At 52.2% G+C, this 20,675-nt stretch carries 17 protein-coding genes; 8 read left to right on the top strand and 9 right to left on the bottom strand.

Annotated features, from left to right (window positions below):
- Positions 1-70 precede the first annotated feature (70 nt).
- The 9 genes from HRM2_RS17555 to HRM2_RS17515 all read right to left on the bottom strand — a co-directional run bounded on the left by HRM2_RS17555 (position 71) and on the right by HRM2_RS17515 (position 13,987).
- Positions 71-781, bottom strand: a complete 711-nt coding sequence (locus HRM2_RS17555) for a 16S rRNA (uracil(1498)-N(3))-methyltransferase (RefSeq protein ID WP_015905367.1) — start codon at positions 779-781, stop codon at positions 71-73.
- Positions 781-4,383, bottom strand: coding sequence for a DUF3683 domain-containing protein (locus HRM2_RS17550; protein WP_015905366.1), 3,603 nt, complete (start codon positions 4,381-4,383; stop codon positions 781-783). Before HRM2_RS17550 ends, HRM2_RS17555 begins: the two co-directional genes overlap by 1 nt.
- Positions 4,384-4,389: 6 nt before the next feature.
- Complete coding sequence (gene serA / locus HRM2_RS17545; protein ID WP_015905365.1) at positions 4,390-5,970, bottom strand: phosphoglycerate dehydrogenase; 1,581 nt, start codon at positions 5,968-5,970, stop codon at positions 4,390-4,392.
- A 2-nt stretch (positions 5,971-5,972) separates the two neighbouring features.
- Complete coding sequence (gene serC, locus HRM2_RS17540; RefSeq protein WP_015905364.1) at positions 5,973-7,058, bottom strand: 3-phosphoserine/phosphohydroxythreonine transaminase; 1,086 nt, start codon at positions 7,056-7,058, stop codon at positions 5,973-5,975.
- Between the two features lie 39 nt (positions 7,059-7,097).
- Positions 7,098-8,699 (bottom strand): peptide chain release factor 3, encoded by a 1,602-nt coding sequence (locus HRM2_RS17535; RefSeq protein ID WP_041273354.1) that lies wholly within the window; start codon positions 8,697-8,699, stop codon positions 7,098-7,100.
- A gap of 117 nt (positions 8,700-8,816) precedes the next feature.
- A complete protein-coding gene (locus tag HRM2_RS17530; RefSeq protein WP_015905362.1) occupies positions 8,817-9,668 on the bottom strand; it encodes a DMT family transporter in 852 nt (283 codons plus the stop codon).
- Between the two features lie 68 nt (positions 9,669-9,736).
- The gene (gene ettA / locus HRM2_RS17525; protein ID WP_015905361.1) at positions 9,737-11,419 is read right to left on the bottom strand and encodes an energy-dependent translational throttle protein EttA; all 1,683 of its coding nucleotides are present in this window, start codon (positions 11,417-11,419) and stop codon (positions 9,737-9,739) included.
- A gap of 71 nt (positions 11,420-11,490) precedes the next feature.
- Positions 11,491-11,787: a hypothetical protein gene (locus tag HRM2_RS17520; RefSeq protein WP_041273353.1), complete on the bottom strand. Its 297-nt coding sequence runs from the start codon at positions 11,785-11,787 to the stop codon at positions 11,491-11,493.
- Entirely contained in the window at positions 11,759-13,987 is a 2,229-nt protein-coding gene (locus HRM2_RS17515; RefSeq protein ID WP_015905360.1) for a DEAD/DEAH box helicase, read from the bottom strand. The genes HRM2_RS17520 and HRM2_RS17515 overlap by 29 nt, the downstream gene beginning before the upstream one ends.
- Before the next feature lie 138 nt (positions 13,988-14,125).
- On the opposite strand from HRM2_RS17515, the gene HRM2_RS17510 reads away from it, so the two are divergent.
- From HRM2_RS17510 to HRM2_RS17475, 8 genes are all read left to right on the top strand, one after another.
- On the top strand, positions 14,126-15,976 hold the full coding sequence (locus HRM2_RS17510) for a DEAD/DEAH box helicase (RefSeq protein ID WP_015905359.1): 1,851 nt from the start codon (positions 14,126-14,128) through the stop codon (positions 15,974-15,976).
- Between the two features lie 146 nt (positions 15,977-16,122).
- The gene (locus tag HRM2_RS27770) at positions 16,123-16,356 is read left to right on the top strand and encodes a hypothetical protein (protein ID WP_041273352.1); all 234 of its coding nucleotides are present in this window, start codon (positions 16,123-16,125) and stop codon (positions 16,354-16,356) included.
- 34 nt (positions 16,357-16,390) lie between these two features.
- Complete coding sequence (locus HRM2_RS17500; protein WP_015905357.1) at positions 16,391-18,367, top strand: peptidase U32 family protein; 1,977 nt, start codon at positions 16,391-16,393, stop codon at positions 18,365-18,367.
- 176 nt (positions 18,368-18,543) lie between these two features.
- Positions 18,544-18,996 carry a Na+/H+ antiporter subunit E gene (locus HRM2_RS17495; protein ID WP_232364069.1) on the top strand — a complete coding sequence of 151 codons (453 nt, stop codon included), beginning with the start codon at positions 18,544-18,546 and terminating at the stop codon, positions 18,994-18,996.
- Positions 18,996-19,280, top strand: a complete 285-nt coding sequence (locus HRM2_RS17490; protein WP_015905355.1) for a monovalent cation/H+ antiporter complex subunit F — start codon at positions 18,996-18,998, stop codon at positions 19,278-19,280. Before HRM2_RS17495 ends, HRM2_RS17490 begins: the two co-directional genes overlap by 1 nt.
- On the top strand, positions 19,277-19,609 hold the full coding sequence (gene mnhG, locus HRM2_RS17485; protein WP_015905354.1) for a monovalent cation/H(+) antiporter subunit G: 333 nt from the start codon (positions 19,277-19,279) through the stop codon (positions 19,607-19,609). The genes HRM2_RS17490 and mnhG overlap by 4 nt, the downstream gene beginning before the upstream one ends.
- Entirely contained in the window at positions 19,606-19,851 is a 246-nt protein-coding gene (locus HRM2_RS17480; RefSeq protein ID WP_041273351.1) for a Na(+)/H(+) antiporter subunit B, read from the top strand. Before mnhG ends, HRM2_RS17480 begins: the two co-directional genes overlap by 4 nt.
- The gene (locus HRM2_RS17475) at positions 19,848-20,675 is read left to right on the top strand and encodes a Na(+)/H(+) antiporter subunit B (protein ID WP_041273350.1); all 828 of its coding nucleotides are present in this window, start codon (positions 19,848-19,850) and stop codon (positions 20,673-20,675) included. Before HRM2_RS17480 ends, HRM2_RS17475 begins: the two co-directional genes overlap by 4 nt.

The following is a 20,675-nucleotide window of genomic DNA, read 5'->3' as shown; positions in this document are numbered from 1 at the left end:
TCTGGTTAGCTTTAAATCCATACCATGCCATAGTAATTTCGGCAATACAATCCTCAAACCAAGATGGGGGTCAGGCAAAGAGCCGGGAGACAAGAAAGGGGATAGCCGTTTCAACCCGGAGGATTCTTGGGCCCAGGGTAACACTGGTGAATCCCAGCTGTTCAAATGTGTCAACCTCCCTCTGGATGAATCCGCCCTCGGGGCCCACTGCCAGGGTAACGCTTTTTTGGGGGTGGCAGGGGCAGACCGCTCTTCCACCCGGGTGGGCCGTGAGTCGAAGGGTATCGCCTGCAATGGTGTCCAGTTCATCTCGGATAAAAGGGGTGAACAGCCGGCGCAGGAATACCTGGGGCATGATCGTATCCTTGGCCTGCTCCAGTCCCAGGATCAGGGCCTGGTTAATCTGCTCTTTTTCCAGAACAGGGGCTGACCAGAAACCCTTTTCCACCCGCCAGGAGTTGATCAGGTAGAGCTGTTTCACCCCAAGGCCCGCCACGGTCTGAAGGATTCTTTTGAGCATCTTGGGTCTTGGCAGCGCCATGACAAGGGTCATATCCAGGGCAGGGGGGGGGGGCTGATCCAGGGTCACCGTCATTTCAACCCGCCCAGGGGTAATGGCCGTGATGGTTCCGGTTCCCATCCTGCCGTTGACCATGCCTGTCGTAAATTCATCACCCACTTCTGCCCGGTGGACCTTTTGTATGTGATCAAACCGTCTGCCGGAGATCTCAACCCTTGAGGGGGCCGTGAAATCTTTCCTGTCCACCAGTATGAGATTCATTAAAAATTAATAACCTCGGCCGTTTTCATCATTGTCTTGAGTTCTTTTTCCCAGTCAGTGCCGGACGCAAGCTCGGCAAGCTCACAGGCAATGTGAACCGGGGTAATGCCAAGGGCCTGGTTACGGCCCAGCCCCTGGAGGCATGAGGGGCAGTTGGTCAACATTTTTATGGGAAGGGTCCGGTGTCTGGTTAGATCCTTAACGGCATTTCCTTTTCTATCGAGCATGGCATTTGAGATGTCAGGTCTGGACATGGCCATGGTTCCAGCTTCAGAGCAGCATTGGGGTACAGTATCAACGTTTCCGGTGGACAAAGACCGCACCAGGGCCTCCCCCCCACCTTCAAGAGAGTCGTGGCAGGGAGGGTGGTAAAGATAGTCCCGGTTGAGGGCTGGCTGGGGGTTCATGGAGAGTACAAATTTTGAGACATCCATTACCGGACAGTCAAAAATGGTTCCGGCATCAAGGGCTTCAAGGGACTCTTTACAGGTTCCGCAGCTGATGGCGCAGGCATCAAAGTCAAGGTCATTGAACATTTCCTTGATCTGGCTGAAGATGATGGTCGCCCTCAGGGTGAGCCGCTGGTGCTCTTCTATCTTGGCATTGACCCTTGCCGGAAAACCGCAGCAAAGGAACGGCGGCGGCAGGATTACCCGCACCCGGTTCTTGACGAGAATAAAGACTGAGGCCTTTCCGATCTGGGAAAACAGCCGTTCAGACCCGCAGCCGGGAAAGTAGAACACCGTTGCCACTGCAGGTTCCTGGGGTTCAATCAAGATCACCTGGCTGGGACCGCATTTGGGCAGAACCGCGCGCAGGGTTTTTCCGGGAGCCCTGGGTATGGGGCTCTTGAGCATCTGAAGAGTTTTTATTTCCTGGAAGGTTTTTATTTCAGGAAGAACCGTCAGAAGTGATGATGCGTTCCTCTGAATTTTGCCGCCTAACCCCACCAGAAGGGGACGAACAACAGTGTTTTTTAATTCGTTCCGGGTGCCGAGGTAGTTGAGACTCATGCGTGTGGCAAGGGGGGTGTGCTTGAAGTTTCGCTCAGCAAGGATTTCACGCTCAAGCACTGACACCTCACCAGAGTCAATGTTCACCGGGCAGTTGGTGAGGCATTTATGGCAGATGGTGCAGTGGTCGGCGATCTCTTCCAAGTACTGAAGGGCACGGAATTTGGTGGACCGGGTGCGCTGGGTTGTGTAGAGCAGTGCTTCGATCAGGGCGCCCACGGCCAGGTTTTTGTTTCTGGGGTGGAAAAAAAGATTTTTCTGGGGGAAAAAGACCGGGCAGCTTGCCTTGCACCGACCGCAGCGGACACAGTTTGCAATGCTTGCGGCAAGAGTGCTGAGGCTTCCATGGCAAAGGATATTTGCCTCAAGTCCCAGAAGATTAAACGAGGGGGTGAAAATCTTTTCCATGACCAGGGGGTCAATGAGTTTTCCGGGATTCATGAGACCCGTGGGGTCCACTTCAGTTCGGTAGACTGCAAATTTTTCCACAACACCGGTATCAAGATGGGTAAATTTGGTAATCCCGATGCCGTGCTCGCCACTTACGGCACCTTCAAGTTCAAGGGCCTTGGCCATGATCCTGTCGGCGGTTTCGCCTGCCCGTTTCATCATCTTACGGTCGTTGGAAAGGACCGGGATGTTCACATGGACATTGCCGTCCCCGGCATGCATGTGGGTGGCGATGACGATGAGTCTTGACAGGGTTTCCTTTCTGATCTTGTGGATGGTCTCGGTGACAAGGGTGTACCCCCTCAAGAGTTCCAGAAGGGCTCCAAAAAATTCTTCGGCATAGGTCTGTCTTTCCAGGCTCTCCCTTGCGGCCTTTGAAATTTTTATCCTGGCCTTTGCGGCAAGGGCTCTTGCATGGCTTACCTTGGCCACGAGCCACTGGGGGTCTTCAAGGGGTTTTGCCCTTTCAAGGTAGGCCATGAGGTCGTCCACAAGGGCCAATTGGGTATGGCGTTTTTCCTCCAGGTTGTACTGGTCCACAAAGTACGCAAAATCGGCAAGGGAGGAGATGGGTAGAACAATATCCTCGTTGAGCTTAAAGGCGTTGGTCCTTTTTGCAATGGCACCCATGCGTTTTCTGTCCCGCCAGAATCGTTCAGCCTCGTCCTCGTTCCTTGCCGGGGTCAATTCTGTTTGGTGGTATCGGTCGAGGATTTGTTCAAGCAGGTTTTCTCCCCTGAGAAGCTGGTCCGGGGTCTGGGCCACCATGTCGATGAGAAGGACGGCCTTGAGGCGGTCTGTGCCTGCTGCCTTTGCCTTGTAGTCGATGGCCTTGATATACTCTTCGTCAAAGTGCTCAAGGGCGATCAGGCATGCTTCTCCGTCCCGGTTTCTGAATCTTTTTGAGATGTCGCTGATCACCTTGCCGGCTTCTGTCATGTCCTGGCCAAAGAATTCCAGGCAAAAGGTCTTTTTAAGCGGGAAACGCGGGTGGAGAATAAAGGTTGCCGAGGTAATCACCCCGTCGCAGCCTTCTTTTTGTATGCCTGGAAGGCCGTTCAACGTCTTGTTGGTCACATCTTTTCCAAGACCCGGTCGTCGTATTTCATCCCCTGTGAGGGTCACCTGCCTGACCAGAGCCCCTTGTTCGTCATTTACCATGAATACCACCTGGGCATCGGGCAGGATTTTTCCCAGTGTATGGTTCTTACGCTCAACGGTCAAAAGGTTGCCGTCAGGCATGGCAATTTTGTAGGACAGAATATTGTCTATGGCTGTTCCCCAGAGAACCGCTGTTTTTCCCCCTGCGTTTTCGGCAAGGTTTCCACCAATGGTTGAGGCCCAGGAGCTTGTGGGGTCGGTGGCAAATACAAGATCAGACGCTTTGGCATGGGCCATGGCATCTTCCGTGATCACACCGGCCTCAAGGTCAATAACGGAAAACGGGTTGCCGGATTTGTCCAATACCTGCCTGATCCCGTGGATGGTGTTGAGCTTTTCCGTGTTGATCATGATGCAGGTTTGGGTGAGGGGGACCCCACCACCGGTCAGTCCTGTACCCCCGCCCCTGGGAATGATGTTGAGACCAAGGGCTTTGATTGCAAGGATAAGGGGGGCGACCTGGGATTCCATGGAGGGTCTGACAACAGCCAGGGGGGGGTATAGTCGCCAGTCTGTGGCATCCGTTGTATGGGAAGTCAGGGTAAAGGGGTCAAAGTAAACGCTGCCCGGGCCTGTAACTGCTTCAATGGCCCTTGTGATCCGCTTGCGCTCCTTTGCCGTTTTTTTGATTCGTTGTACAAGCAACGAGAGGTACCCCCTGAGTTCATCAACCACCCGGGAGACTTTGGGATCGGCTGACCCTTCGTCTATGGTGTCCAGGTCCTTATGGATACCCTTGAAAAAACTGTTTTTGCGTTTTGGGTGGTCCAGCAGTTCCTGGAATATAAAGGGGTTTCTGTCGATGATGAACATATCCCCCATAAATCTGAACAGCAGCCTTGCGGATCGTCCCGTGTCCCGGGATCCTTTGAGGTTTTGAATGCTGTGTACCATTTCCTGTCCAAAAAGGTGGCGGATGACCTGGTCGTCCTCGGCTGATGTGTAGTTGTAGGGTATCTCTCGTTCTTGTTGTTTCATGTTTTCCTAAAGCTCAAATGTGACCATGGAGTTTACAAGCCCCAGGCCGCTGATCTCCTCTGCAATTTCCGCTGAAATGGGGGTATCGGTCTGTAAAAAGATGATGTTACGGTCTCCATCATCTTCCCTTCCCACCATCATTTTGGCGATGTTTATGTCGTGCTTGCCAAGGCAGGTACCGATGTTGCCTATGGAGCCAGGTTTATCAATGTTATGTATCAGGGCAAGGTGGCCGTCTGGAATTACTTCGAGGCGGAATTTGTTGATGCGGATGATTCTTGGGTCATCCTTGCCGAATATGGTTCCTGCAACAAGGTTGGTGCCGGTTTCTGTGACCACGGTCATACGGATGAGGTTGAGATAGTTTTCGGACTCCTGGCTGGTGGTTTCTGTCACCTTGATGCCCATGGTCTTTGCAAGTGCACCTGCATTGACCGAATTGACTTCGTAGCTCACAAGGGGGGTGAGAAATCCCCGCAGTGCGGCAAGGGTGACCGGTTTCAGGTTCAGGTCAAAGAAGTTGCCTGCATACTCAATGACGATTTCCTTGAACGGTCCCTTGACCAGCTGGGACTGCATGAGCCCCATTTTTTCGGCAAGAAAAAGGTAGGGTTTGAGTTTTGTCAGAAGTTCGCCCGTGACCGAAGGCACGTTCACGGCATTGATGATGGTGTCTCGTTTCAGATAGGCAATGATCTGGTTGGCCACGGCCACGGCCACATTGGTCTGGGCCTCTTTGGTGGATGCGCCAAGATGGGGTGTGGCAATAACCTCGTCAAGGGTCAGGAGGGGGTTGTCCTTGGGCGGCTCTTTTTCAAACACGTCAAGGGCTGCCCCTGCCACTTTTTTGGATACGATGGCGTCATAGAGGTCTTTTTCTTCGATGATGCCGCCCCTTGCGCAGTTGATGATCATCACCCCGGTTTTCATCATGGAAAAAGCCTGTTTGTCGAGCAGATGGGTGGTGGCTTCGATTTTTGGCACATGGATGGTGATGTAGTCACTTCGCTGGTAGAGCTCTTCCAGGGTTACGCTTTCAAAGCCGGCTTTTTCAATGTGGTCGGCTGAGATGTTGGGATCAAAGATGACCACCTGCATCTTAAGGCCCTGGGCAAGTCTTGCCACGATGGAGCCGATGTTGCCGAACCCGATGACGCCAAGGGTCTTGTTGAACAGCTCCCGGCCCTGGAGGTTCTTTTTTTCCCACAGGCCCTTTTTAAGGGTGGCCGTGCCCCTGGGAATGTTTCTTGTCAGGGCCATCATCATGGATATGGCGTGCTCAGCCGTTGTGACCGTGTTGCCCCCGGGGGTGTTCATCACGGCAACCCCGTGGCGTGTGGCCTCGGGAATATCCACATTATCAAGGCCGATGCCGGCCCTTCCCACGACCTTGAGGTGGGTTGCTGCATCCAAAATATCCTTTGTCACCTTTGTGGCGCTTCTGATGGCAAGGGCATGGTAATCTCCGATGATCTCCTTGAGTTCCTGGGGGGAGAGCCCCGTGATCACGTCAACGTCAATGCCCTCTTCATTCTTGAAAATATCAATTCCGGCCTGGTCCATTTTGTCGCTGATCAGTACTTTCATCGTTAATTCTCCCGTTCAAAGGTCTGCATGAAATTGACAAGAGCCTCAACTGCCTCCATGGTGGTTGCATTGTAGAGGGATGCCCTGCAGCCACCAACGGACCTATGCCCCTTTAGACCACCAAGACCTCTGGCCGTGGCCTTTTCAACAAACGTTTTTTCAAGCTCTTCCGTGGGCAGGCGGAAGGTGACGTTCATGAGAGACTGGCTGTCAGGGGCAGCCGTTGTCCGGTAAAAGTCGCTGTTGTTGATGAAATCGTAGAGCATTTTTCCCTTGGCAATGTTGTGGGCCTCCATTTTCTCAAGGCCTCCCACAGTCTCTTCCAGCCATTTGAGAACCAGCTGGATGGTATAGATGCCAAAGCAGGGGGGGGTGTTGTACATGGAGTTCTTTGACGCATAGGTGGCATAGCGCAGCATTGTGGGAATCTCATCCGTGGCAAGATCGAGCATCTCCTTTTTGAGAATGACCATGCATACGCCCGACGGGCCGATGTTTTTCTGGGCGCCGGCATAAACCATGCCGAATTTGTCCATGTCAAGGGGCCGGCTCATAAAGTCTGATGACATGTCCGCCACAATGGGCACTCCGTTGGTGTCGGGAAAGGCGTGCCACTGGGTTCCCTTGATGGTGTTGTTGCTGGTGATGTGCACATAGGCGGCATCCTTGTTAAACGAGATATCCTTTGGAATGTAGGAAAAATTTTTGTCTTCCGAGGATGCCACAACGGAATAATTTTTATGGAGAATCTTTGCCTCGTTAATGGCCTTGGTGGACCAGGTGCCGGTGTTGATATAATCGGCGGACCGGCCATTGGTTAAGAAGTTCATGGGAGCCATGGCAAACTGGAGGCTGGCACCGCCCTGGACAAACAGTACATGGAATCCATCGTCAAGGCCAAGAAGTCTTTTTGTCCTTTCAACGGCATCGTTGATCACTGCGTCAAACCAGGAGGATCTATGGCTTATTTCGATGATGGACATGCCTGAACCGTCGAAATTGAGGAACGAGGATTGGATCTCCTGAAGAACCGGAAGGGGAAGGGCTGCGGGTCCTGCATTGAAGTTGAAGATTCGATTGTCGATCATGGTGCTCTCCTTTATTTGCTGGCGTTATTGTTGACTGTCCTAGTTGTATTCACGGGTTTTGTGAAAGTTGATGTCCGGCCACGCTTCAACGGCAAATCCAAGCTGGTACTCGCTTGTGGTAAGAAATGTGGTCCAGCCTTCAGAGTCAATGGCAAGGCTTGACTGGTTTTCCCTTGTAAATCGTTTGAAAATTTCGCTGTCTGTACAGGTGACCCAGCGGGCCACGGAAAGGTCCACGGGTTCGTACCCGGCAGATACGCTGTACTCGGCCTTGAGTCTTGCCATGGTTACGTCAAACTGCAGGGCACCCACGGCGCCAAGGATGTAGTCGTTGCTGATGCTGGGGCGGAATACCTGGATGGTTCCCTCTTCAGCAAGCTGGAGCAATCCTTTTTGAAGGGACTTTGTCTTGAGGGGGTCCTTGAGGATCACCCGCCTGAAGTGCTCCGGGGCAAAGCTTGGAATACCCAGGAACTTTAATGGCTCCTTGTCGGTAAAGGTGTCGCCGATCTTGATGGTGCCGTGGTTGTGAATGCCGATGATGTCTCCGGGAAATGCTTCATCCACATTGTTTCGTTCCTGGGCCATGAAGATGGTGGCGTTGGACAGGATGATTTCCTTGCCGATTCTGTGGTGGCGAACTCGCATGCCCCGGGTGAATTTGCCCGAACAGATTCTGAAAAAGGCGATCCTGTCCCTGTGGGCAGGGTCCATGTTGGCCTGTATTTTAAAGGTGAAACCTGAAAATGCCGTTTCATCCGGGGATACGGTGCGGGTTGCGGTTTTTCTTTTGCCCGGTGGGGGTGCCATCTCAACAAAGGCGTCGAGCATCTCTTTTACCCCGAAGTTGTTGATGGCAGATCCAAAAAAGACCGGGGTCTGGCTTCCCTTGAGGTAGTACTCCCTGTCAAAGGGGTCGGCGGCGCCCTGGATCAGCGCAATGTCATCCCTGAGTTCCCGGGCCTGGGATCCGAGTTGCCGGTCAAGTTCCGGGTCGCCAAGGTCATTGATGACAATGCCGTTTCCGTCCGTGGGGGTGTATCCGGGTGCAAATAACCCCAGTTCTTTTCGTTCAAGGTTGTAGACCCCCTTGAAGCGTTTACCCATGCCGATTGGCCAGGTCATGGGGGTACATTCGATCTGGAGCTTGTTCTCAATGTCGTCAAAAATGTCCAGGGGCTCCATCCCCTCCCGGTCGAGCTTGTTGATAAAGGTAATGATGGGGGTGTTGCGCATGCGGCACACTTCCATGAGTTTCTTGGTCTGGGGCTCCACCCCCTTTGCTGAATCAATGATCATGATGGCGCAGTCAACTGCGGTCAATACCCGGTAGGTGTCTTCGGAAAAATCCTTATGTCCCGGTGTGTCAAGGAGGTTGATCTCATATCCCAGGTAGTTGAATTTCATGACAGACGAGGAGACCGAGATTCCCCTCTCCTGTTCGATGGAGAGAAAATCGCTGGTGGCGGCCTTCGCCACTTTCCTCGATTTGACGGCACCGGCCTGTTTGATGGCCCCGCCAAACAGGAGAAGCTTTTCCGTCAGGGTGGTCTTGCCTGCATCAGGGTGACTTATGATTGCAAAGGTACGACGTTTTGCGATCTCTTTTGCCGTTCGCCTGTCTATGGTATTGGATGTCATGTAACTTGTTGTTTTCCTCATATAATGTCAGTGAAACCTACTTTTATAGAGCAGATTGTTCAATTAAGCAAGATCTTTTGTTGTTTTTCCAGCCATCCTAATCTCCGGCCGTTCCGGTTATTGTGAATGTTTTCGATTAAGGGAGGCAAACAGGGTGCTCAAGACAATGATGGTCCCACCGGCAACCATGCGCAGGCCGGGGATTTCATGCAGGAGAAGGGCGGCAAGGATGATGCCGTAGAGGGGCTCAAGGCAGGTGATGATACTGACTGTGGTTGCCCTCAGTCCTTCCAGGGAAGAGATGAACAGGGTGTGGGCAAGGGCCGTAAAGACGATGCCCAGGGTGGCAATCAGAATGATTTCCCCGGGGGCTGGAACGGTCTGGGGAACAAAGATAAAAATCGGTAAAATGGTTGCCGCGGCAAATAGATTCTGGAAAAATGCCAGGCGCACCGGTGGCTCAAAGGTAAGATTCTTTTTGTTGAAAATGGCCAGAAGGGCAAAGGTGAAACCTGAGACGGTTCCCCAGACGGCTCCCTGGGCTGGCTTTTGTGAAAAATCAAACGAGGGCAGAACAAGGATGAGGCCTGCAAACACAATAAGGGCCATGACCAGGTCTTTTTGCTTGATCTGTTGTTTGAAAAAAAAAGGTTCCAGCAGGGTTGTGAACAAAGGAAAGGTTGAAAAGGTGAGCAGTCCCAGGGCAACGGTGGAAATCTGGATGGAGAGAAAAAAAGTGCACCAGTGAACGGCAAGAAGAACTCCCTGGAGAATATAGACCTTGAGTCGGGGTGTCTTTTCCCCTAACGGGTTGGCCTTGGAGGCAAGTACCAGGGGCAGCAGTGCAAGGGCTGCAAATGCGGTTCTGCCGAACACGATCACAAGGGGGGTGCAGGTGAGAAATTTGCCAAACAGCCCGGCGAAGCCGAACAGAACCACGGCAAGGTGGATGGCGGTAAGGGAGCCCATCCTTGATGGGCCCCCGGGTGGTGAGTCTTGATCTTTAGACAAGGGCTTTGGCGGTCAAAGAAATAGGGTCAACGGGTGAGCTGACGGTATTTGATGGTTTCCACCTGGTCGGCCTTGATGCCGAGTCGTTTTTTTCGGTCTGCCTCGTAATCCGAGTAGGATCCCTCAAAGAAGAGGGTTTCTCCTTTGCCTTCAAAGGCCAGGATGTGTGTGGCAATCCGGTCCAGGAACCACCGGTCATGGCTGATCACAATGGCGCATCCGCCAAAGTTTTCCAGGGCTTCTTCAAGGGCCCGCATGGTGTTGACGTCAAGATCGTTGGTCGGCTCGTCCAAAAGGATGAGGTTGGCCTCTTCCTTGAGTATCAGGGCAAGGTGAACCCGGTTGCGCTCGCCGCCGGACAGGACGCCGACCTTTTTCTGCTGGTCTGACCCTGAAAAGTTAAATTTTGAGACATAGGCCCTGGAGTTGATCTCACGGCCTCCGATGAGGATGTTGTCGCTGCCGCCGCTGATGCTCTCCCATATGGTCTTTTCTGGATCAAGAATGTCCCTTTCCTGATCCACATGGGCGATTTTTACCGTCTCTCCGATTTCAAAGGTGCCTGAATCCGGTGTTTCCTTTTTGGTGATCATCTTAAACAGGGTCGACTTTCCGGCCCCGTTGGGACCGACCACGCCGATGATGCCGCCAGGTGGAATGATGAAGCTCATTTTGTCCACCAGCACCCTTGCGTCAAAGGATTTCTTGACATCCGTTGCCACGATCACCTTGTCTCCCAGCCTGGGCCCGGGTGGAATAAAGATCTCAAGATTTTTTTCCTTTTCTCCTGAGTCCTGGCTCAACAGGGTGTCATAGGCGTTGATCCTTGCCTTGGATTTACTTCGCCGACCCTTGGGCGACATCTTGATCCACTCAAGCTCCCTTTCCAGGGTCTTCTGGCGTTTGCTCTCCTGTTTTTCCTGGGTCTTGAGGCGGTTCTGCTTCTGCTCAAGCCAGGACGAGTAGTTACCCTTCCAGGGAATGCCCTCACCCCGGTCAAGTTCAAGTATCCAGCCTGCAACGTTGTCCAGAAAGTAACGATCATGGGTGACGGCAATTACCGTTCCAGGGTATTGGCTTAAATGCTGCTCAAGCCAGGAGACCGAGGCCGCATCCAGATGGTTGGTGGGCTCGTCCAGGAGCAGGATGTCCGGTTGTTTCAGCAGGAGTCTGCAAAGGGCCACCCGGCGTTTCTCGCCTCCTGAAATAATCGATACTTTTGTATCTCCGTCGGGACAGCCAAGGGCGGCCATGGCCATCTTGAGCCTTGAATCGAGGTCCCAGGCGTCCCGGTGATCCAACTGCTCCTGGAGGTCCCCCTGGCGCTGGATCAGTTTGTCCATCTCATCGTCGGACATGGGTTCGGCAAACTTTTCGCTGATGGCCTCGTACTCGTTCACAAGATCCACCGTTTCCTGGACCCCCTGCTCGACAATCTCACGTACGGTTTTGTCGGATTCCACAAGGGGTTCCTGCTCAAGATAGCCCACGGTAAACCCCTTGGACAGGATGGTTTCGCCGTTGAACTCCTTGTCGATGCCTGCAAGGATTTTGAGTAACGAGCTCTTGCCCGACCCGTTGAGGCCGAGGACCCCGATTTTTGCCCCGTAAAAATATGAAAGGGAAATATCCTTTAATACCGGTTTTTTGTCGTAGAACTTGCTGACCCGGATCATGGAATAAATCACTTTTTTGGTATCTTCTGACATCTTGTTTTGCTCCTGATAAAGTCTGGTTTATGTCACCCCGGTAAAGGGGTGTGCCCATGGGCGTCCGCCTTTTATTGTCTGGGTTGTGTGTTTTCCCCCTGTAGGGATATGGGCTTGTAACCATGCTTTTTTGCATGGTATGGGAAAATCTCAATGGCGTCGTTAAGGGGGATGAATCCTGAAAATGCCCTGATTTTCATCATTTGGTAGTTTTTAAACGCCCGGCCAAGACCCAGGGGAAGGGCGGTTCCAAATACCGACGGATGGCTCGACCACGTTAGGTTGTTCACCCCGAATCGTCGTGTCTTAAAGAGAAGATGAACGATCATCTTCCAGTTTTCAAGGATGTAGCTGATTTTTTTTATCATTTTCAGTCCCAATTTCTTCATCAGTTTCATCAGTTTCTTCATCTTCCACCCCGTCTGTGGCGTTGACTACGGGTTCCCTGAGAATAAGGTCCATTGCCTCAAAGGCGGTTGCCGCAATAACGGGAAAGGCCTGTTTTACTCCGGCAAGCTGTCTTAAGTTCTCTGCGGTTCTCAGGATCAGTCTGGCAAGGTCTCCCTCGGCAAAGGCGGTGCGTTTCAAGGTGGATTCCCAGGGCTCTCCACCGGCCCAGGCAAGCATGACCGATGCCGGTTGAAGATAGAGAAAAGGCGCATTAAACCCCAGCTCCATAAGTTTTGAGGCAAAGGGTTTGAGTCCCTTTCTCAGGGTGAGAAACTGTCGTATCACCCGTTTGGGCAGCATTCGTCGTTCCATGCTTTCGTCTTCAAATTCTTTTTCGCTGACAAAAGAAGCCATGACCGCGGCAAGCATCACAGGGTCCCTTTCCGGAAGAAGACCGAGTCTTAAGCTCTGGGCCACCAGCAGCGGGGCGTCCATGCGAAGCTGTGCCGCCCAGACGCCATCGGGTGTGAGGGTGTCATCCTCGGACACAAACGCCTCCTGCTTGAGGAATTCAAGGTGGGCCATGAAGTGGTCCCAGAGATGTTCAAGTTTGGCGCCAAAGGCTTTTCTGGCGTAGTTGCCCCGTTTTCCCTGGGTGATCATGTGGGAGGCAAATGAATTGTCGAGGAGCAGCCGTATTTTGTCAGGGGTGTGGGAGAGCAGCAGGTTGAGGGTCATGGAAAAATTGATTTTGATCTGGCTTTTTACATCAAGGGGGGGGGCAGTCAGCATTCTTGCCCCATGGTTGAGATCCATGAAGCGTCCGGGAATGACAACGGCAAATCCAATTTTGTCCATTCCCCGTCGTCCGGCCCTGCCTGTCATCTGCTGGAACTCGCTGGCTGTCAGGGGCAGGAACTCGGTGCCGTTGAATCGGTCGGAGTTGAGAATGACAACACTCCTTGCTGGAAAGTTCACCCCCGCAGCCACGGTTGAGGTGGCAAACATGGCGTTGAGCAGCCCTTCGGCCATCAGGGTCTCGACAACCACCTTCCAGCCGGGCAGTTGGCCTGAGTGGTGGGAGGCCGCTGCCGTGTGTTCAAGGATCTGCCGCTGCCCGTGGCGGGCAAGGTGACGGTTTGACGCTGTAAGTTCGTCTATGCGCAGGGCAAGCTGAGTCCTTTTTCGCTTGTCCTTTGCCAGGATTTCGCCCGTGCAGCTTTTGATTGCCTGGTCGCAGTCGGACCTGGATTTAAGAAAAAAGATCGCTGGAAGCAGGTCAAAGTGGTCCAGAACCTTGAGGATTTCGGAAAAATCCGGCAACCGTCCGGGCAGGCTGATCTGGGGTCTTGGTTTGGCCTTGAGATATTCGGCAACGCCCCTGTGGAGGGTGAGTTTTTTTTTGCCGGTAGTCTGTCTGATAAGGGGGGAGATGACCCCCGTGGGGTTCAGGAAAAGTGGAAACAGAGGAACCGGACGTTCGGTTGTCTGGATGACATGGCACTCTTTTCCCCGAATAGTTGTCAGCCATTCGGCAATGAGGCCTGTGTTGCCGATGGTTGCCGAAAGCATGAGAATGGGGATTCTCACCGGCAGATAGATGATGATCTCTTCCCACACGACCCCCCGTTCTGGATCGCCCAGGAAATGGGCCTCGTCAAGGATGATGAAGTCTGCTCCCAGGTCCTCGCCCGTGTGCATGGCATCGTAGAGCTGGTTTCTGAGGATTTCCGTGGTTCCAATGATCAGGGGGGCGTCCGGGTTTTCCTTTACGTCGCCGGTTAAAATGCCCACCTTGTCCCGGCCGAAGCATCGTATGAACTGGGCATAGATGGAGTTGGTCAGGGCTTTGAGGGGGGTAGCGTACCAGATTTTCTGCCCCCTTTCAAGGTATTGCCTGGCTGCAGTTTCTGCGATCCAGGTTTTACCGGCCCCGGTGGGGGCTGTGACCAGGCAGTCTGAAGATTCGATGGCCTCAACGGCCTCAAGCTGGAACGAATCGGGCACAAAGGGGGACGGCTTGGGAAAACCGATTTTTTTGAAGATTTTTGCAAGCTCCGGGTCTGCCCCAGGTGTCATGGTCATGGGCGTTTTTATGCTGGACGTTTTTTTCCCGTTGCCCTGGCGTGAATTTCGGCCGAAGGGTTTGTCCGGCCCTTTATTGGATTGTTTTTTCATACATGATGTAAACCATAAAACAGGGAATATTACAAGGGCTTGCAAAAAAGAAACCAATGGTATATATTATCTTACTTGTCATTCAACAACTTCCGGCCGATTCCGTCGGCTATTTATATTTTTAAGGTAAAAAAAATTATGGCCTCTGAAAGTTCCCGCGAACCCGATTGCAATGAACCCGGTTTCAGCGAATCCGGTTTCAGCGAAATGGGTTTGATCAAACCCGTATTAAAAGCCCTGGACGACCTGGGTTATGAAACGCCCACCACCATCCAGGCCGAAACCATTCCCTATATCCTGGCCGGTCGTGATCTCCTGGGCCAGGCCCAGACAGGAACGGGCAAGACTGCTGCATTCGCCCTTCCGCTTCTGTCCCGCATTGACATTAAACTCAAGAAGCCCCAGGTGCTGGTGCTTGCCCCCACAAGGGAGCTTGCCATCCAGGTGGCTGAATCCTTTAAGGGTTATGCGGCCCGCATCAAGGGGTTTAATGTCTTGCCCGTCTACGGGGGGCAGGCATATGCAGGGCAGCTTAACCAGTTGAAACGAGGGGTTCATGTGATCGTTGGCACCCCGGGACGACTCATGGATTTGATGAAGCGCGGTGTCCTGGACCTGACACAGATCATGACCCTTGTCATTGACGAGGCCGATGAGATGCTCAGAATGGGATTTATTGATGATGTGGAGTGGATTCTCGAGCAGACCCCTCCCGGCCGTCAGGTTGCCCTGTTTTCGGCAACCATGCCAGCACCCATCAAGAAGATAGCAATAAAGTATCTCACGGATCCCAAGGATGTCTTTATCCGGCTGAGAACCGCCACTGCCGACACCATTCGCCAGCGGTTCTGGATGGTCAAGGGAACCCACAAGCTTGACGCCCTGACCCGAATCCTTGAGGCGGAAACCTTTGACGCTATCATTGTTTTTGTCCGTACCAAGACGGCAACGGTGGAACTTGCGGAGAAGCTCGAAGCAAGGGGGTATGCTGCGGTGGCCCTGAACGGGGATATTGCTCAGAAGGCAAGGGAAAGAACCATAGATCGGTTTAAAAAGGGAAAAATCGACATTCTTGTTGCAACGGATGTGGCGGCCCGGGGACTTGATGTGGAAAGGGTGAGCCATGTGATCAACTATGACATACCCAACGGTGCTGAATCCTATGTCCACCGAATCGGCAGAACAGGCCGTGCCGGGCGTGCCGGAGACGCCATACTTTTTGTTTCACCAAGGGAACGCTGGATGCTCAAGGTGATCGAGAAAACCACCCGCCAGCAGATAGAGATGATGAAACTTCCCTCAACCGAAGCGATCAACGATAAACGTATTGCCGATTTTAACCAGAGCATAACAGATACGCTTGCCTCAAAGGAGCTGGATCTCTATCTGGAACTCATGGAGCAGTATCGCCAGGAGCACGACGTGCCGGCCCTGGACATTGCTGCAGCCCTTGCCCTTATGCTCCAGGGGGAGAAACCCCTTCTTCTTTCCTCTCCGAAAAAAGTGTCGGTTGTTTCTGAAAAGCCTTCCCGGACGGAAGATAAATTTAAGGATAAGCCCCTCCGGAAGGATGAGAAATCCAGAGATAAGGCCTTTCGGAAGGACGAGAAGCCTAAGGATAAGCCTTTCCGGAAGGATGACGAGAAGTCCAGGGATAAGCCTTCCCCCAAGGCGGCGAAATTAGCGGACAAACCAGCAGGGAAAAAAAAGGCATCTCCCAAAAAGGCCGCGGCTCTGCCACCTGGAAAGGGGATGGAACGGTTTCGGATCGAAGTGGGTGACGTCCATGGCGCCAAGCCAAAGGATATTGTCGGTGCCATTGCCAATGAGGCCGAGCTTGACGGAAAATTCATAGGTGCCATAACCATTGAACACGATCACTCGTTTGTGGATTTACCCATTGGTATGCCGGCGACTATTTTTGAGCTTTTGAAAAAGGTGAGGGTGGCAGGTCAGCAACTCAAGATTTCCAGGAGTACCAAGGCCTAAATCTGATTCGGTTTTTCGTTTGACAATTAATCTCTGGATATTATATATGCCGGTATTGACCCTTTGATTTGGTTCGATTTGAACGGGCGACCCTGTCATGGCTAATGCTAACCAGGAGGTGTCTTATCGTCGTATTTTATCGAAAGATGAAAATAGGTTGTAATTCCCTGGAAAAACGACAAAAACGATCTTCCCTTGATCGAAGAACAGGTGAGGATCGTCGCCGGGTTTACCACATCGGTTTTATTGAAATCGTTGGGGCTGAGCGTCGAGTTCGTGTCCGTGAAAGAAGGGAAATGGTAGAGGAAAAGAGAGCCGGCTGGGTGAGAGTCAATTCCTGGAGCAGCGTCTGTATTAATTCAAAAGGGTTGTATTATTAAACCTGTCAGTCAATTAGGATTACCCCTGTAAATCATGACAATTCAAAAACCAATCATACTTGCACCTGCAGGGGATGTGGACTCATTCCTTGGGGCCATCGCTGCCGGTGCCGATGCCGTATACTGCGGCCTTAAAATCTTTTCAGCCCGTATGGAAGCGGCAAATTTTGGTGTTGAGGAGCTCGCACGCCTTACCGCCCTTGCCCGATCAAGGGGAGTGGCGGTTCATGTGGCTATCAATTCCATGATCAAGCCCAATGAGATCGAAAAGGTTGAAAAAATTATTGCCAAGCTTGTTGCCTATGTGCAACCCCATGCCCTCATTGTCCAGGACCTGGCAGTGGTGAATATTGCAAAAGCCCATGGTTTTAAGGGGGAAATTCATCTTTCTACCCTTGGGAACGCCTCGTTTTCCCCAGGGCTTGACGCGGTGAAAAGGGCAGGGTTTGACAGGGTGGTGCTGCCAAGGGAGTTGAGCGTGGATGAGATTAAGATCATGGCAGAAAAAACGCCACCAGGACTTGATCTTGAGGTGTTTATCCATGGGGCACTCTGCTATGGTGTTTCCGGACGATGCTACTGGAGTAGCTGGTTCGGGGGAAAGAGTGGCATCAGGGGGAGGTGTGTTCAGCCCTGCAGGCGGATTTACACCCAGAAGGGCCTGCGCCAGCGGTTTTTTTCCTGTGTGGATTTTTCCGCTGATGTGCTTGTCAAGGTGCTGAACAAGATTCCTGAAGTGAGTACCTGGAAAATTGAAGGCCGGAAAAAAAGTCCCCACTACGTTTTCTATACGGTAAAGGCATATCGATTGCTCCGGGACCACGGTAGTGACCCGGATGAAAAGCGCAGGGCCCTTTCGTTCCTCGACTATGCCATGGGCCGTCCTGCCACCCATTACAATTTGCTTGACCAGCGACCCCAGAATCCTTTAAAGGCCGATGTGGAGACAGGTTCCGGCCTGTTCGCCGGAAGGGTGAAGATGGAAAAAACGCCGTTTTTTGTCACCCGGGAGGCGCTTATGAAGGGGGATCTTCTAAGAATAGGTTATGAGGACGGCAAGGGCCATGCCATCCAGCGGGTGACCCGTTCGGTTCCCAAACGGGGACGGTTTACCCTGAAATCAAGGCGGGGGACCTGGCTTCAAAAGGGGGATCCGGTATTTATTGTGGACCGCAGGGAGTCCGAGGTCCAGGACCTGATCCAGGGTCTTAAGGATGAACTTGAAACCATTGAGCCTCTGAGTGTAAAACCGCCAAAGAGGGCGGTGGGAGTGGGGGTCGCTGTTTCACCAAGGCGGAAATTCAGGGGGGAGACAACCACCCATATCACCCTGACCCGAACTCCTGTCCGGGGAAATAAGGTCGGAGACAAGGCCCTGTGGCTCTCTGAACGGGCCATGGCTAAACTTCCCAACCGGGTGGTTCAGGATACCTGGTGGTGGTTGTCGCCTGTGGTCTGGCCAAAAGATGAAGCCGCTTACATGGCCCTGATAAAACAAGTCATAGCAAAGGGTGCACACCGATTTGTGCTCAATGCCGTGTGGCAGACGGGATTGTTTGCCGATCCGGGCAGTCTTGAACTCTGGGCCGGTCCCTTTTGCAATATAGCCAATGCCTCGGCCCTTGAAATGCTTCGAACTTTAGGGTTCTCAGGTGCCTTTGCAAGCCCTGAACTGGGCATGGAGGGTTTCATGACCCTTGGCGTCGGCGCTTGCATTCCCCTTGGGGTGGTGGTCGACGGAAATTGGCCCCTTGCCATATCAAGGATTGTCTCGGATGAGATCAAGCTTGATACGCCGTTTTCAAGCCCCATGAACGAACAGGGGTGGGTGTCACGCAGGGACGGAAACTTCTGGGTGTTTCCTGGATGGCGGCTGGATATTGCGTCCAAGGTCGGTGAATTGAAACGGGCCGGTTATACCCTGTTTGCAACCATGGAGGAACCCGTGCCTAAACAGATGGTCATGAAACAGCGTCCTGGCCTGTGGAACTGGGACCATGATCTTTTATGACGGGTTTAAAAAAACAATTGACCTTTTGCGAAATCTTTACTAAGTCATTCTATAAATTATATTCATTCTCCGGGTGACGGTCCTAACGGACAGCAGGCTTAATATTTTTTAAATATGAGGTTCCGGTCGTGAAAGTATTGAAATGCAAATCGTCATTTTTCATTAGTTTTTTTATCTTGTTCCTTTTCTGGGTTGTCTTTTCCGGTCGATTTGATGGATTTCACCTTGGCCTTGGTGTTATTTCCTGCGCCATTGTCTCCTGGTTTGTCTCGGATCTTTCAACCCCAGACCCCCGGCCTATCAGTATGTTCAGACTCTGGCTGAACTTCATTCTCTATTTCCCCTGGCTCATCTGGCAGATTTTTCTTGCCAACATCCATGTACTCCTGCTGGTGCTCAGTCCCAACATGATGGATCGTATCGATCCCCATATCGTCAAGATCAAAACCAGGATGCGGGATCGACTGGCCCTGGTAACCTTTGCCAACTCGATCACCCTCACCCCGGGAACCATAACGGTTAACGTATCAATATACGGCGATCTTTCTGTTCACGCCATTGACAAGGAATCCGCGGCCGGCCTTCCAGGCGAAATGGAGCGTCGCGTCGCTGGGATATTTGGTGAATAATGGATACTTATATTTTATACTCGGCGATTGTTCTCAGTGTTTTTATGGCCATTCCCCTTTACCGTTCTGTGGTGGGACCGACTGTTCAGGACCGGATCATGGGGGTAAGCGCCATCGGCAGCAAAACAACAGTTTTGCTGATAATGATCGGCTTTATCTTTGAGCGGGTGGACATGTTCATTGATATCGCCCTTGCCTATGCCTTGCTTAATTTTATCGCGGTTCTTGCGGCATCCCGCTATTTTCATAAACGTAAGGGGCTATATCAGGAGATGGATCGATGATTATACTCTCGGCGTTGTTGATCGCAATTGGCCTTTTCTTTTTCCTTGGCGGTTCCATTGGCATTATCCGACTGCCGGATTTTTACTCACGACTCCACGCGGCAGGAATGCTTGACACCATGGGGCTGCTTCTGTCCATGAGCGGGCTGACTCTTTATCTGGTGCACGATTTTACCCTGGCCAATTTCCTGTCGGGAATGAAAATTGTGCTCATCGTTGTTTTCGTCTTTATTACAAGTCCCACAGCGACCCATGCCATTGTTGATGCTGGTATCAGGGCAGTTCGGGAGCCGTGGACAAAAGGAAACGGAGGAGGTAACCGCATATGATCTGGCAACTTGATCTGATTATCATTGTGCTTGTCGTTGTCTGTGCCATAGCCGCCATCAACGTGAAGGATCTGCTGAGTGCGACCATTCTTCTGGGAGCCTACAGTTTTCTTCTCTGTCTTTTATGGGCCATCATGGGTGCTGTGGATGTCGCCTTTACAGAGGCCACAGTGGGAGCCGGTGTGAGCACGGTCTTTTGCGTGGCAGCGGTGTTTCATACCACAAGGAGGACAAAGGATTGAAACTTCTAGGAAAATTGACGGTTTTTCTTTGCGGCCTTCTTTTGATTGTTTTTGCCGGTCAGTTTCCCGATTTTGGTGATCCTGACTCTCCTGCGGCAACCCATCTTTCTCCCTATTTTATCCAGCACACCATGGCCGATACCGCTGTTCCAAACATCGTTACCTCCGTCCTTGCCGATTACAGGGGGTACGACACCATGTTTGAAACAACGGTGATTCTTACGGCAGGACTTGCCTGTTTTTTTCTCTTGAGGCTGCCCGAGGATGACGAAAAGGAGATCTATTTTCGCCACAGACCCACAGGCGTCACCCTGCGCATCGTGGAGTGTGGGGCGGCCCCCGAGGATTCCAAGGTGTTCCAGCGTATCGACAGTCAGTGGGTGCCAAGCGATATCATCATACGAAGCACCAGCCGGTTGCTTATTCCCTTTATCCAGATTTTCGCCTTTTACGTTGTGGCCCATGGTCACCACAGTCCAGGTGGGGGATTCCAGGGCGGGGTTGTGCTTGGTGCAGCGGTGATTCTTTTTGCCATCTCCCAGAACCTCAGGGTGGCCATTGCCAAATTCAGCGAAAAAACAGCCGCTGTTTTAAGTGCTGCCGGGGTGTTCATTTATGCTGGTACAGGCATGCTTTGCCTTATGATCGGTGAAAATTTCCTCAATTACGGCGCCCTGGCTCCCATTCTGGGAACAGACCGGGTCATGGCCCGCTCCTACGGCATTCTTATCGTGGAGATTGGTGTGGCCCTGGCTGTCATGTCGGTGATGATCTGGATCTACTATAACCTGTCTTCGGCAGGCAAACAGGATGAGGGGTTATAA

The organism is Desulforapulum autotrophicum HRM2 (assembly GCF_000020365.1).
GTDB lineage: Bacteria > Desulfobacterota > Desulfobacteria > Desulfobacterales > Desulfobacteraceae > Desulforapulum > Desulforapulum autotrophicum.
The sequence above is the reverse complement of the archived record's forward strand: the minus strand, read 5'-3'. Positions and strand labels throughout refer to the sequence as shown.